Here is a 14,448-nt window from a genome sequence, read left to right on the forward strand (position 1 = left end):
ACACAATTTCATTATGGCAAAAATTAAACTAGAATATATTTGGTTAGATGGGTACTATCCCACTCAAAATTTGAGAAGCAAAACCAAAGTAGAAGAGCATGAAAACTTTAACGGTACAATTGAAGAATTAGGCATGTGGTCTTTTGATGGATCATCTACCAGACAAGCTTCAGGAGGTTCTTCTGATTGTTTATTAAAACCTGTAGCCATTTATCCAGATCCAGACCGAATAAATGGTTATTTGGTAATGACAGAAGTTTTAAATGCTGATGGCACACCTCACATCTCCAATGGTAGAGCTACAATCGATGATAATGATAATGATTTTTGGTTTGGTTTTGAGCAAGAATATTTTATAATGGATAAAAAGACGGAACTACCGTTAGGTTTCCCAATTGGAGGCTATCCTGCACCCCAAGGTATGTACTACTGTTCTGTAGGCGGCAAAAACACACATGGTAGAGGTTTAGTGGAAGAACATGCTGATTTATGCATCGATGCCGGTTTAAACTTTGAAGGAATCAACCAAGAGGTCGCTTCCGGACAATGGGAATTTCAATTGTTCGCAAAAGGCGCTAAAAAAGCTGGTGATGAAATTTGGATTGCCCGATATTTATTAGATCGTTTAACAGAAAAATATGGCTATTATATAGAATACCACCCGAAGCCTTTAGGAAAAGACATGGACTGGAACGGTTCTGGTATGCATGCGAATTTCTCTAACGAAACCTTAAGAACCTGTGGCAGCAAAGAAACATACGAAAAAATATGTGAAGCTTTCCGCCCAGTCGTTAAGGAACATATTGCAGTTTATGGTGAGTTTAATGACCAACGTTTAACGGGTGATCATGAAACAGCGTCTATTAACGATTTTAGTTATGGTGTTTCCGATAGAGGAGCTTCTATCCGTATTCCTATTATCACCGTAGAAAAAGGTTGGAAAGGCTGGCTAGAAGACCGAAGACCAGCTTCTAATGCTGATCCATACAAAATTGCAGGTCGAATTATTAAGACGGTAAAAGGTGCTGATATTTCTTAAATTGCATTTATTCTAATAATTTAAAAAAGCTTGCAGATTGAATTCTGCAAGCTTTTTTATACCTTAATTTAATTACACTGCAATAGCTAATAAATTATCAGAATATATAAATGTTACGCCTCAATATATTTTACTTCAGGGTTAAATAGATAAATACCATATAAGCTCCAAATAGGAACATCCCTTTTAATCTCCCAATTTCGAAACGTTTTGGGATCATTATCAACGGAATTAAGATGGCTGCAAATGCAATCATCCACCAAATATTAGTAGATAATATTTCTGGAGTCTCAGGATTCACAACAATAGGTTTTATCATAGCGGTTACACCCAAAACTGAAGCAATATTGAATATATTAGAACCTATAAGATTACCTAATGAAATGGCTTTCTCCTTTTTTAATGCTGCAATGACCGAAGCTGCTAACTCAGGCACACTTGTACCTATAGCTATTACCGTTACTGATATTGCATAATCACTAATACCGACCTGTAACGCTAACTGTTTGGCACCTTCCACCAACCAATCTGAACCAAAATATAATCCAGCAGACCCTATTAGCAACCAAGCTATAATCTTAAAGTTAGATACTTGCGCCAAAGTATCATCTACCGTATCAATGCTTGCCTTAGTTGATTTCCGAGAACTTCTAATTAAAATAATAAGAAACACGACTAAAGCCACCAACATAATCGCTCCCTCTGCTGCCGAAAGTATTAAATCATTTTTCAAAAAATAATATAATACAAACGACAACAGCATCATCATAGGCCAATTCAATTTATAAAACTCTCTATCTACTGCGAGCGGAGATATAATAGCAGTAATTCCTAACACCAATCCTAAATTGGCAATATTAGAACCGATTACATTGCCCAAAGAAATATCCGACACCCCATCTAACGCAGCCTGTAAACTAACTAATAGCTCTGGTGCCGATGTGGCAAACGATACGACCGTCATACCGATAACTAATTTTGAAATTTTTAATTTAAACGAAAGCCCCACTGACGCTCTTACCAAAAAATCACCACCAACAACTAACAATGCTAAACCAGCTATAACTAGAAATACACTCATGCCCTATTAATTTATTTTTTTTTAATTTAATACGCGAAGATAATATTTCATTTTAAGACCAACTAAAAGATGTTGCTCCATAAATTTAAAACTAAAACACAATAAACGTCGTGCAAAAAAAAAGTCAAATTGAAATTATTCAGTTTGACTTTTTTTATAATTTCCTCTTGATCTATTAATCCACAATAATTTTTTGAATTGAAGTTTGATTATCAATTTTTAATTTCAACAGGTACAACCCTGATGCTACATTTAAATCAATATAATCGTCAACATTAATAAATCGTTTTAATAGCTTACCATCTACAGAATAGAGATCGACATCAACACTAGTATTTAATTTTGAAACAAAAACTCGTCCTGCAGTAGGGTTTGGATAGACCGATACTACCGGCGTTTGATTATCAGCAATATTAAGTGTTTGCAACCAAGTATCTCCAACATTATTACCCCAAATATATTCTACCATAAGTGGTTGATCTATAAATGGGTTTCTGTTTTTTTGCCAGTTATAGATTATGTTATTTCTATTCATCTCAAAATCATCTGGAGGATCATTTCTGTGCCAATCCAAAAGAGTTGCCAAATCACCTAGTTGACCAGTAATATTCGGATAGCCATCAACCACTTCTAATCCATTATATCTAATGGCCATATATAACACACTACGAGCAACATCCCCCTTGAAACTACCTAAAGTTTCCGAAGGGCCATTGTATTCGCCATAATGCTTATTGTTACGTGAACTATTCTCCGAGGCATCCGCTGCTCTCAGAGCATGTGCATCTGAATTTCCATGACGAAGAGAATCTGCTTTTGATTGCCAATACACATCGATCCCATCCGCAATTTCATCGGCTTCAATATCATCAAATCCGCCTCTCGACCTCGGAAATGTATGTTCGCGATTCCATTTACCATTATTATAAGAACTCGTTTGAATATCGAGTTTAGGCCGTCCTTTTTCAGAATATACTAACCAAACTTCATTACTGTTTTTAGGATTTTGATCTGCTTCATTTAAAATAGCAATAACATCGGCGTAAGTATGCGCCCGCACCGTCTCCGGGTCTGCAATTATATTTTGTAAGGCCTGTCTTAATGCTACGCCGGCTAAACCATCTGTATCATTATAATAACCACTAGGTTTTGTACTTGGCACAATTCCGTATGTTGGATCGAGTGGAGTTCCAAAAGGTGCAACGGTAAAATCGTTATCTACTATTCTTATTTCAAGATAATTGTTTGAAGCAACAATAGGTTCTATTAAATCTAAAAATTGAATTTTTGCCACTTCATCGCCTTCATCAAACGAATCGTCTATTAACGTAATCGTCGTATTGGTTGAATTTTCACCTGCAAGAATTGTTAAATTAGTATTGCCTATAAAATCTGAACTATTAAAACCAAAATTATTTAAGCTTATATTGAAGTTTAAATCTGAAGTCAAAGTAGTTTCTGATGTAAAATTTATTTCAAAAACGACGTCTTCACCGTACTCTATTTGATCAACAGAAATAGAAATGGGATTTATAGCAATACCCGAACCATCATTTTCGCGTCTCGGTGTTGGGGTCTCAGCCGAATAAGTGGCAACATTAAATTCATTAACAAAGCGTTGAATAGATTTTGGATTTGCGTTCGTACCATTATCATTATATTGAATGGATTGTCCTAGCAACGCCAATAAACCTGTATCTGTGCTGTCGTTTGTTCCATAAACCAAAGCATCGATAAGATTGTTTTGTGTGGCAATGGTTTCTTCAGGAAAATCTTCTACTGATGCTTGATAAATACCGACAGCATCTGCTCCATTTTGCATTACACTTTCAGGTATTAATGCTTGAGGAAAAGGGCTGACGTTAGTACTCCCAATTACCAATAAACCGTTAATATCAGTAACAAGACCATTTAAATCATAGACAAAATAACTTTTGTCTCCTCCGCTGCTAGAGCCGTTAAAAAACACCAATATAAATCCATCGGTTGCAAAGTTAGGTGATTGTGATTTTAACTCAATAAATTCTTCGGTATCTGTACTTGGAGTGTCGGCATCTAATTCATTAATTATTAAAACCTGAGACCAACTGAAGCCAGAAATTAACAAACAAAATATAAAAGTAATTTTTTTCATTTCTTATTTTTCAGACAAATATAGGTTTAAAATTAAATTCGTGAGTTAAGTAAAAATTAAATACACATCAGCCCATTACTAAAACCATTTTAATGGTCCGCATAAAATTTTCTTACAATGATGATTTTCGAAATTTCAGCTGCTTTAAGGATGAAATCGCCCTACGAATTTATAAACGTCCTTAGAAATGCCCTATAATTATTTGAAATCACAATACAAACGGATAATTTATATTATAATTTATAACTTTATTGTAGACTTTAATAATATTTTTATAATTACAATCGTAATTTAACTTATAAATTAGAATGCAAATTGGTGAATATTTACAAAAACATTTGGAATATAAGATGTTAAGCCTATATATTGAAAACTCAGTTAGATAACTAACGCAAATATTAACCTCTAAAACCAAAAAATTATGATGACTATTGCAAAACTGATTATTGAAATAATTTTAGCTACTATTTAATTAAAATAGACTAAACAATCAATCAAAATCACCAATCAAAAAAAAATGTAGAGCTTAGTTCTAGAATAAGTTTTACTATTTTTGTCGCTAAGCGACTTTAGGTATAACACCTATTCACAACGAAAATGAAGAAATTATTATTCAAAGCTTTAGCCAAAATCAATAAAGCTGTCTTACCTTCTTACACTAAAAAACAATTAGATCTTAGTAAAGCTTCTAAGTTACAACTTGCTATAATCGGGTGGCGGGCTTATGTTACCAAGAATGTATTGTAATAAATACCTTAAGTGATTACTATTGTTTTATAAAAGTATTCCTTTTATTATAAACTTATTATTCCTATAATAATAAGGCATAACGCATTAAAATTTTTAGTTCTTTTACATTAGAACTAAAAAAACTTTATATTTGTCCAAGATATGGATAACAAATTAACTGATAAGCAAAAAGAACTAATTGAGAGCTTGGGAGTCATCCAAGAGAGTATGGGTCTCTCGCCGGCATCATCTCGGGTGGACGCACTACTCACCGTTGCTGATAATACAGAACTTTCATTCGATGATATTCGAGAGGCTTTATTATTAAGCAAAAGCGCCACGAGCAATGCCATTAATAATTTACTCATGTTAAAACGCATTGGTTACAAAACAAAACTTGGTGACCGTAAACGCTATTTTCACACGAGACTTGGACAATGGAAAAATACATTATCTGAAAGTATTGAAGGGCTAACCGCTTACAATGATGTAATTAAAGAAATTCTAGATAATCGTACCACCGATACAAAAGAATTTAATGAACAATTAAAGGATTTAATCCAATTTATAGAATATTACCAAAAAGAGAGTAAACAACTTATAGAAAATTGGAAAAACCGATAATTCTATTTTTTTAATCGCATTAGTTCTTTTAATTCTGAACCATAAAACCAAATTATAATTCAAAGAAATGCTAACACTAACTCGATGGCTTATCGCGGCCATAATTACATTAACATTACACCTCACTACCATCCAATAATTTAATATATGACTGAATTTTTCAATACGCACAAACAAGCTATAGTCTACGCTTTAATTGTTATTGGTGTTGTTTTAATATTACGCCTAATAACAAAAAAGCTTCACCAATTTTTAGAAAAGCGGTATCGACGAAAATTTCCTAGCGAAGAACCAACAACCATACATTTAACCCAAAAAATTCTTAATGCCCTCTGGATTGTTTTAGGCATCATGGCCTTAGCTTTTATTTTTATCGATAAGGCACAATACAAAGTGGCCTCAAACAACTTTTTATTAGTACTGTATTTAGGCATAGTTGCTGTTTTAACCTTAGTCACGGCTTCGATTGTGCAGACTTGGTTTAAGCGAAGTATTAATAAAAAAATTAGTGACAATGAAGACACCACAAGTTTAAAATTTATAAGGTACATCGCCATTTTTGCGGTTTATTTTATTGGTGGTTTATTAATTTTAATTGCTTTTGAGTCTATGCGAAGTTTTGCCGCCACAGCGTTAGGTGGAGCAGGAGTTGTTGCTGTAATTGCAGGTGTAGCTTCACAGGAAGCACTCTCTAATCTTGTTGGTGGCATATTCATAATTACATTTAAGCCTTTCAAGATCGGAGACATTATTAAGTTAGATAGCACAATGGTAGGAACCGTTACAGATATTACATTACGCCACACCATTATTAGAAACTACGAGAACAAAATGATTGTAATTCCGAATTCAGTCATCAACAAAGAAAAATTAATTAATTATGATTTAGGTGAACGCATGTGCTGCCAATGGATTGAAATAGGAATTTCGTATGATAGCGATATTGACAAAGCCAAACACATTTTGCGAGAAGAATGTGAAAACCATCCAAACCTAATAGATAATAGAAGTGAATTAGATAAATATAACAACGTAAAGAAAGTAATTATCCGGGTTATTGCGCTAGATGATTCTGCTGTAACATTACGAGCTTGGGCTTGGGCGAGTAACTTTGCTGATGCCTTTGCCATGAAATGCGACTTATACGAAAGCGTTAAAAAACGCTTTGACAAAGAAGGTGTTTCTATACCATTTCCACATAGAACAATGGTTTTTAAAGAAAACCAATTAAATGAATTAAAGCAACAAGTATCACATTCCTAATACCCAAACATTAAATAACAACATACTAAAACATGATTAAAACGCTAATTTTAATAGTTATTATAGGCTTCTCTTCCGTTGCCAGTGCTCAAGATAAATCAGATTCTTTAAAACAAAAATCTATAATGGGAATTAAAGAAAAATTTCCCAGAACAAGAATTTTAAATTTTGAATATGATCAAAGTTTATCACGAAATTTTGATTCCGAATTTTTTGATGAAACATTTCAAGAAGGAGACATAAAATCGCAGCGCAATTTTAATGCCTCTGCCAACATACCGATATATAAAACCAGAAAGTGGGGTTTAACGGGTTCGATTAATTATCAATTTTCAGAATTTAAATTCGATAATATTGAAACTACCGATGTGACCGTCTTTGAACAAAATGGTATCGTAAATTTCCATAATTTTTCAACCGCATTGAGTTCTACCTACTTCTCTACCCTTTTTAAAAAGCCTGTAATCTATAATGCATCTTTAATTGTAGATGGAAATGATAATGGGTTTGAACGCATTAAAGGTTTAATTGGCTTATCCTTTATTATGAAGCGAACTGAGCGCACCACTATGACTTTAGGTGGTATTGTTTTTGTTGACCCAACCTCACAAATTCCATTTTTTCCAACATTTTCTTACAGCCATAGGTTTAAAAATTCAAAATGGGAATTAGATTTTATTCTGCCTCAGCGTTTATTATTAAGACGCTTTGTTGGAGACAACGGCCGTTTTTCAATAGGAAGTAGTTTTGGCAGCACCGGATTTTATGTCAACGTAGATAACCCTGATTTTGCGGAAGTTTTTGAATACAGTCAATTAGAAATAAAATCTGGAATTATTTACGAACACCGCTTAAATGATTATTTAATAACCACATTACAAGGGGGGCTTCAAAATTTTATCAGTAACCGTTTAACCGAAAAGGGAGAACCGACACAAGATTTTATTTATAAAAATAATCAGAACGCAACGGGCTACTTTCAAGTGGGAATTTCTATAGACCCCTTTGCTAAAAGAAATTAAAATCCTTTTGTATAAAGCTCTTGTAGTTTAAAAATAAGCGTTAAAAATTCTCTCAGGATCATTTTTTTTATTTCACAGATTTAGCTGTACTTAGAGATGATGATTGGTTTAAATTTTAAATTTATAACTTTATTTATACAGTCTAATTTCTAATTACGTATCTCTTAATACATGTACAATGTCAAAACAGAAAAAACAACCATTTTATAAAAGAAAGCGAGTTATAATTCCACTAGCTCTTTTACTATTACTAATTGCCGGTAGAATATATCTACCGTATTGGGCAAAAGATTACATTAATGAAGTTTTGGCAGACATTCCAGGCTTTTATGGGCAAGTAGAAGATATTGATATATCGCTCTATAGAGGAGCTTATATTATAAATGGTTTGTATTTAAATAAGGTAGATGCAGAAACACAGGTACCATTTTTAAATTTTCCTAAAACAGATATTTCGGTAGAATGGAACGCACTTTTTAATGGTGCTGTTGTGGCAGAGATTGTAATGACTACTCCTGAAATTATCTATGTTATAGAAGATCAACAAACCACACCTACGGAAGGTGACGCTGACGTAGAAGATTGGACACAAGCTTTAGATGAGCTTGTTCCATTAGAAATTAACCATTTTGAAGTTGTTAATGGCAAAATCGCTATGGTTGGTTTAGCGGCAGAACCAAATATAGATTTACAATTTAACCAACTCTATCTAACCGCAAATAACTTACGCAACGTTATTGAAAAAGAACGCATTTTACCATCACCGATTACAGCTACTGCGGTGTCTTTCGGCAATGGAAATGTAAAACTAGATGGTAGTATGAACCTTTTCAAAGAAATTCCTGATATGGATATCTCATTTTCATTAGAAAAAGCAGAAGCCACAGCGCTTAACGATCTTACAAGCTATTATGCTGGATTAGATTTTGAAACAGGCACATTTGAAGTATTTAGCGAAATAGCTATAGCAGATGGTTATATGAAAGGATACATAAAACCGCTACTAACTAAGACCACCATGATTGGCAAAGAAGATGGTTTTTTAGAAACTTTATGGGAAGGTTTTACTAGTTTCTTTAAATTCATATTAAAAAACAAAAGTACAAACACAATTGCTACAGAAGTACCGATCGAAGGTGACCTTAATAATCTTGAAGCTGGAATATGGCCTACAGTAGGTGGTATTTTCAAAAACGGATGGATCAAAGCCTTTAGAGGCGAAACAGACGAAAGCATAGAATATAAAGATGCCTTTAAAGATAGCGAAGAGAACAATGATCTTACTGCAGAAGAAAAGAAAGAATTACGAAAAAAGCGACGTGAAGAACGACGTGCTGAGCGAAAAAAAGATAATAATGATTAACAAGGCAATTACACGTTTTTCAAACACGCGAGTTTTAAGTGACTATAATTTTTATTAATATAATTTCAAAAAATTAATTTAATAGGTCATAAAGGATTTCAAATTTATGAGAATTTTAAGACCGTAGATTTCATTAAAATATGGTATGGTAGTATATTTAGTTCATTAACACCAAAACCAAAAGACAATGAAAACATTATATGAAGCAACTACAATAGCTAACGGAGGAAGAGCAGGTCACATAAAATCGGAGGATGGTCCTTTAGATCATAATCTATCCGTACCAAAATCAATGGGAGGCGAAGGTGGAAATGGCACCAATCCTGAACAACTATTTGGTGCTGCTTATGCCGCATGTTTTGGAGGATCAATACAATCCGTTGCTAAAAACGAAGGGATTGATATAGACAACGAAGCATTAACTGTAACTGCTGTAATAGGATTTTGTAAGGATGATGATGGTTATTTTTTAGAAGCTACATTAGATTGCTATATTCCTGGAGTAGATTTAAAAACTGGTGAAGATTTAGTTGAAAAAGCACATGAAGTTTGTCCGTTTAGTAAAGCTACACGCGATAATATTACAGTGACATTAAATTTGTTATTGGATGAATAAAATTCAATGAAATACCATTAAATAACGTTATTAATGAAACCATGCAAATTTTAAAATTTGTATGGTTTTTTTTATTTATCATTATACAATTAATATAAAACCAATATTTTAAAAAGCTCAGACCCATTAAACTATGTAAGTCTCTCAAGTATTATAGAATAAATGATGTTTTTAATAACAGCAATCAGAAAAGTGTATCAATTGAAAAACAGTTATTTTAGTGAATATTATTATAAAACTTAATTTTCTTTATGAAAAGTCTCCTTCTGTGTGCCATCTTTTTCTTCTCTCTTTTTGGATTTTCACAAGAAAACATTAAAAGCGTATTATTTGATGAATCTACAAATACCCCATTACCATATGCTACGATTTTATTATTTCCTTCCAAAAAATACGCAATTACAAATAGCGATGGTACTTTTGAGATTAAGGAAAAGACTCCAATCGACTCTATTGAAATCAGTTACATTGGCTATAACACTAAATCTTTCTCTTATTCATATTTAAAAGGTAACAAAAACATTTTCTTATCACCTAAACCTTATGAACTGACCGAAGTCACAATTACATCAAAAATCGATAAAGATTACCTTTTTAATATACTTTCTCAGGTTATAAAAAAATACAGATCAAATGACAATATTTTAGAAAGCAAATCCTACTATTCATTAATTTCTTCATATGAAAACGGGCCGTTAGAACATGTGGCAGCATTTTACAATAGTAAACTGAACCTATCGGACGGAGTTACAGAACTGCTTGTAAAAAGTGGTCGATTTGGTCAAAATAAACAGTTTTCTTTTTACAGTTTAAATAACACCGATATTTTAAAAGATTTCAAATTATTTAATAAAAGCAGACAAATGTTGCCGAATTATCCGGGCAATATGTCGTTCTCGTCGATTAGAAGAAATTACAATCTAAAATCAGAGATGTGCAATTATTGTGATGAAGGCGATTTATTAGTCTCATTTAAACCAAAAAAAACAGATGATCACTTATTTTCTGGCACCATTTTATTTAACAAAAGTAGACTAGTTATAAAGAAAATTGAATTAACTAGTAGTAATCCTGAAATTAGCAAACTCTCGTCTATAGTCGAAAATCAAAAAATTGAATTTAAAAACATTAATTTAAATATCCTCTTTAACCCTATAGATTTGAATAAAATTCAACATTTTGAATTTGAATTTAAAATTGAATACCACAAAAATTACAACACGAGTTTGATAACATCGAATGGTTTACTCTATTTTTATGATTATGGCTCGAAATTTACAGCACCTTATTTTACGGAAAAAATCAATTTTAATAATGATTACGATACTTTCATCGCTTTACAGTCCACTAATCAATTTTGGGAACTCAATAATCCATTTCCTAAAACTGAAAAAGAAAAAAAGTCTATTGAATATTTCAAAAATCATGGATATCTAATTAATTACGATAATAAGATTCCAAAAAATTATATTAAACTTATTAATCCTTCCATAATAGAATGGAAACAAGATGAGCGACTTTCTTGGGCAGACATTAATCAAATAGAAGGTAATGAATATGGTAAAAGTCGTCAAAACGAAGTACTTTCGAGAGGTACTCTTAACGTCACTAAGGTGACCGCTCATGATGCTCCTAAATCAAAAAAAACATTGCTGAAATTCTCTTATGTTTTGGATGCATTTAAAAATAAAAATAATGAAAATGAATTTATAATTACAACCGTTTTTGACAGAAAGTCTTCGTTATACAATAATAACAGGACCAAAAACAAGCTCGTTTATATAAATATAATGTTTGATATTTATGAATATTATAAGCAAGAAATTACAAATAAAATTACAAGTCAAACCAGTTACGACGATGTAAAGAACCTTTGTGAAAAACAATATAAAGAAGCAGAAAAAGCTATAAAAAGACTAAATAACGACACCAATTTAGGAAATGATTATCAAAATTTAATTGGATGGAACAGCAGTATCAAATCTAAATTAAATATTGATAATTACAACTTACTAAAAACTGTAAAAAATGAAAAATAGTACAGTCTATATAATTCTCCTGTTAATTTTCACTCAAGATATCTATGCTCAACAAAACTTTATAGATGCCGTAGTTACACCTATACAAGAGGACGCTTTATACAGAGAAAAGGCCTATATGCATTTAAATAAAACAACATATTTCGTTAACCAGTCTATTTGGTTTACATTTTTTGTTGGTAAAGATCATAATAATTTCCCGTCTAATTATACCACTAATTTTAATGTAAATTTACTTAATCAAGAAGGCAACGTTTTAAAAAGCAAAGTATTTTTAACTGAAAAAGGTATTGGTTTTGGAGATTTTTTAATTGATAAAAATTTTGAAAGTGGTAAATACTACATCCAAGGTTTTACCAATTATATGAATAATTTCGGAACCGAAAATTGTTACTTACAGGAAATTGAAATTATAAACTTAGATTCTAAGTTGCCCACAATTAGGCCTTCTGAAGATAGCTATGATATTCAAATATTTCCTGAAAGTGGTTATTTATTGGAAGACGCTAAAAATACTATTGGAATAAAAGCATTAATTAACGGTAAGGGAAAAGCTTTTAGTGGAGTAATCATAGATTCAAAAGGTTTGGAGGTGCAAAATTTTACAGGAAATAGATTCGGTATGAGCAAAGTTGAATTCAATTATTCTGAAAATGAAACCTACTCGGTAATTCTAAATATTAATAGCACCACTAGAAAAAAGGATATACCAAAAGCAAACTCTAAAGGAATCATTTTTAATGTAAATAGTTTAGATGATGACTTATTGAAGGTTACCATTACGACCAATAAAAAAACAATCCCTACGTTAACCGAAGACGATTTAAATCTGTTATTTTATCGAAACAATTATATCTGTGAAGCTTTTGCTGTCTCATTAAATCAAAAGACGGTGCAGGAATTCTATATCAAAAAAACAAAACTGCTTCATGGGGTGAACATTGCTACATTATTTAAAAACAATGACCCAATTGCCGAAAGAAAATTTTTTATTTTCAAACCCGATCAAGCCACTTCTGTTTTATTAGAAAAAACGCAAGAGACACAAGATTCAATCTCCGTTAAAATACAGACCACCTATTCCGAAAACTTACCAACACCAGCGAATTTAAGTGTTTCAATTTTACCTAAAAACTCAAAAATATTTACCAATTATCAAAATATTAAGAGTGCATTTTTACTGACCCCATACTTAAAGGGACCTATTGAAGATCCGAGTTTTTATCTTAAAAAACAAAACTCAAATTACAGAAATGATTTAGATGTTTTACTGCTTAATCAAGGATGGTTAAAATATTCTCTAGATGAAAAAATAAAAAAAATAAGTCCCAAAGAAAAATTTAAATTTCAATCAGGCTTTACCATAAATGGCTCAGTTAAAAGTAATAAAAGGTTCGATTTAGGAATTCTATCTGATAATAATAGAATGTTATCGAAAAGCAATATCGCTAAGGATACATTCTCTTTTAAGAACATACTAATTTATAAGAATTCAAAAATAAAATTTTCACTAATACACAACAATGATCGATTAGAGAAACCAGAAAAGATTAGCTTAAAAGAATCTCTTAAAACTAAAAAAAATCACAAATATCTTTTGCCTGATACATATACAAACAAGTCATCTGATATTGTAGATGCCCGTATTATATCTAATTTCAAAAATAATATTGAACTTGATGAAGTCCTTATAAAAGGGAGTAAAGACGCACCCACATATCAACCGCCTGAAAATCTCGCTGAAAAACATAATATGATTAGAGGTGCAAATTTTTACAAAGGCACTAAAGTCAGCGAAGATATGACCTTAGGAGATGCAACGCTCTTCAACTATTTTAGTAATAAAGGTTATATTGTGGCATCGTCTTATTTTTCATTTGGAAGAGGACCTGTTACCTTTGGCTTTTCTACCACAGCTATCAATCCTGATTACACTTACCCTCCTGAAATTTATATAGACGATTTGCTTACGGAAGCAGGTACAGACGTTCATATACTAAAAACCTACCCTATGAGATATGTCGATGAAATATTGATCAATAAATCAGGTGGAGGTAGTTCATCTGGATCTGGTGGTACTGTTAGGGTTTATCTCAAAGACGGTAATCATAAATACGAAAGTGAAAACACAGAAAAATATACCGAATTAATTGTTTCAACCGGGTTTGATAAAGCAATCGATTATTTTAGAACCCCTAGTACTATAACTAATAAAGCAAGTTTTCAACTTACAGAAATAGATTGGATACCTGCAATTAGCACTGACAAAAAAGGTGAATACTACTTTAATATTTCTAAAAATGACTTTTCAAACGATTATATTTTTATCGTTAATGGTTTAAGCGAAAATGGTTTGCTTTTTTATGACACGCTGTCTCTTATAAAATATCGCCTTTAAAATGAACATTTAATTTGTTATTAAACAGTTGTACTAGATGCACGTAAAGCTGATAACAATATTAACTTATGTAATATTACGATTATTAGGTGCCCCATATTAATAGCGGAAAGCAACTTTATAATCAATAAAAAAGGCTT

At 31.9% G+C, this 14,448-nt stretch carries 11 protein-coding genes; 9 read left to right on the top strand and 2 right to left on the bottom strand.

What is annotated here, in order from left to right; genetic code table 11:
- The first annotated feature begins 13 nt into the window (after window positions 1-13).
- The gene (locus QMA06_RS08270; RefSeq protein ID WP_290206395.1) at window positions 14-1,039 is read left to right on the top strand and encodes a glutamine synthetase beta-grasp domain-containing protein; all 1,026 of its coding nucleotides are present in this window, start codon (window positions 14-16) and stop codon (window positions 1,037-1,039) included.
- 130 nt (window positions 1,040-1,169) lie between these two features.
- On the opposite strand, the gene QMA06_RS08275 is transcribed toward QMA06_RS08270, so the two are convergent.
- Together QMA06_RS08275 and QMA06_RS08280 are read right to left on the bottom strand one after the other, a co-directional pair.
- On the bottom strand, window positions 1,170-2,120 hold the full coding sequence (locus QMA06_RS08275; protein ID WP_290206396.1) for a calcium/sodium antiporter: 951 nt from the start codon (window positions 2,118-2,120) through the stop codon (window positions 1,170-1,172).
- Window positions 2,121-2,295: 175 nt separating this feature from the next.
- Window positions 2,296-4,254 carry an endonuclease gene (locus tag QMA06_RS08280; protein WP_290206397.1) on the bottom strand — a complete coding sequence of 653 codons (1,959 nt, stop codon included), beginning with the start codon at window positions 4,252-4,254 and terminating at the stop codon, window positions 2,296-2,298.
- A gap of 597 nt (window positions 4,255-4,851) precedes the next feature.
- Here QMA06_RS08280 and QMA06_RS08285 point away from each other — a divergent pair.
- The 8 genes from QMA06_RS08285 to QMA06_RS08320 all read left to right on the top strand — a co-directional run bounded on the left by QMA06_RS08285 (window position 4,852) and on the right by QMA06_RS08320 (window position 14,308).
- The gene (locus QMA06_RS08285) at window positions 4,852-5,001 is read left to right on the top strand and encodes an SsrA-binding protein (RefSeq protein ID WP_290206398.1); all 150 of its coding nucleotides are present in this window, start codon (window positions 4,852-4,854) and stop codon (window positions 4,999-5,001) included.
- A 144-nt stretch (window positions 5,002-5,145) separates the two neighbouring features.
- Window positions 5,146-5,607, top strand: a complete 462-nt coding sequence (locus QMA06_RS08290) for a GbsR/MarR family transcriptional regulator (RefSeq protein ID WP_290206399.1) — start codon at window positions 5,146-5,148, stop codon at window positions 5,605-5,607.
- Window positions 5,608-5,754: 147 nt separating this feature from the next.
- The gene (locus QMA06_RS08295) at window positions 5,755-6,870 is read left to right on the top strand and encodes a mechanosensitive ion channel family protein (RefSeq protein ID WP_290206400.1); all 1,116 of its coding nucleotides are present in this window, start codon (window positions 5,755-5,757) and stop codon (window positions 6,868-6,870) included.
- Between the two features lie 32 nt (window positions 6,871-6,902).
- A complete protein-coding gene (locus QMA06_RS08300; protein WP_290206401.1) occupies window positions 6,903-7,892 on the top strand; it encodes a hypothetical protein in 990 nt (329 codons plus the stop codon).
- Between the two features lie 178 nt (window positions 7,893-8,070).
- On the top strand, window positions 8,071-9,255 hold the full coding sequence (locus QMA06_RS08305) for a DUF748 domain-containing protein (RefSeq protein ID WP_290206402.1): 1,185 nt from the start codon (window positions 8,071-8,073) through the stop codon (window positions 9,253-9,255).
- 187 nt (window positions 9,256-9,442) lie between these two features.
- Entirely contained in the window at window positions 9,443-9,871 is a 429-nt protein-coding gene (locus QMA06_RS08310; RefSeq protein ID WP_290206403.1) for an organic hydroperoxide resistance protein, read from the top strand.
- A 251-nt stretch (window positions 9,872-10,122) separates the two neighbouring features.
- A complete protein-coding gene (locus QMA06_RS08315; protein WP_290206404.1) occupies window positions 10,123-11,910 on the top strand; it encodes a carboxypeptidase-like regulatory domain-containing protein in 1,788 nt (595 codons plus the stop codon).
- Window positions 11,900-14,308 (top strand): hypothetical protein, encoded by a 2,409-nt coding sequence (locus QMA06_RS08320; RefSeq protein WP_290206405.1) that lies wholly within the window; start codon window positions 11,900-11,902, stop codon window positions 14,306-14,308. Before QMA06_RS08315 ends, QMA06_RS08320 begins: the two co-directional genes overlap by 11 nt.
- The last annotated feature ends 140 nt before the right edge of the window (window positions 14,309-14,448 follow it).

Source organism: Winogradskyella bathintestinalis, from assembly GCF_030407435.1.
Classification (GTDB): Bacteria; Bacteroidota; Bacteroidia; order Flavobacteriales; family Flavobacteriaceae; genus Winogradskyella; species Winogradskyella bathintestinalis.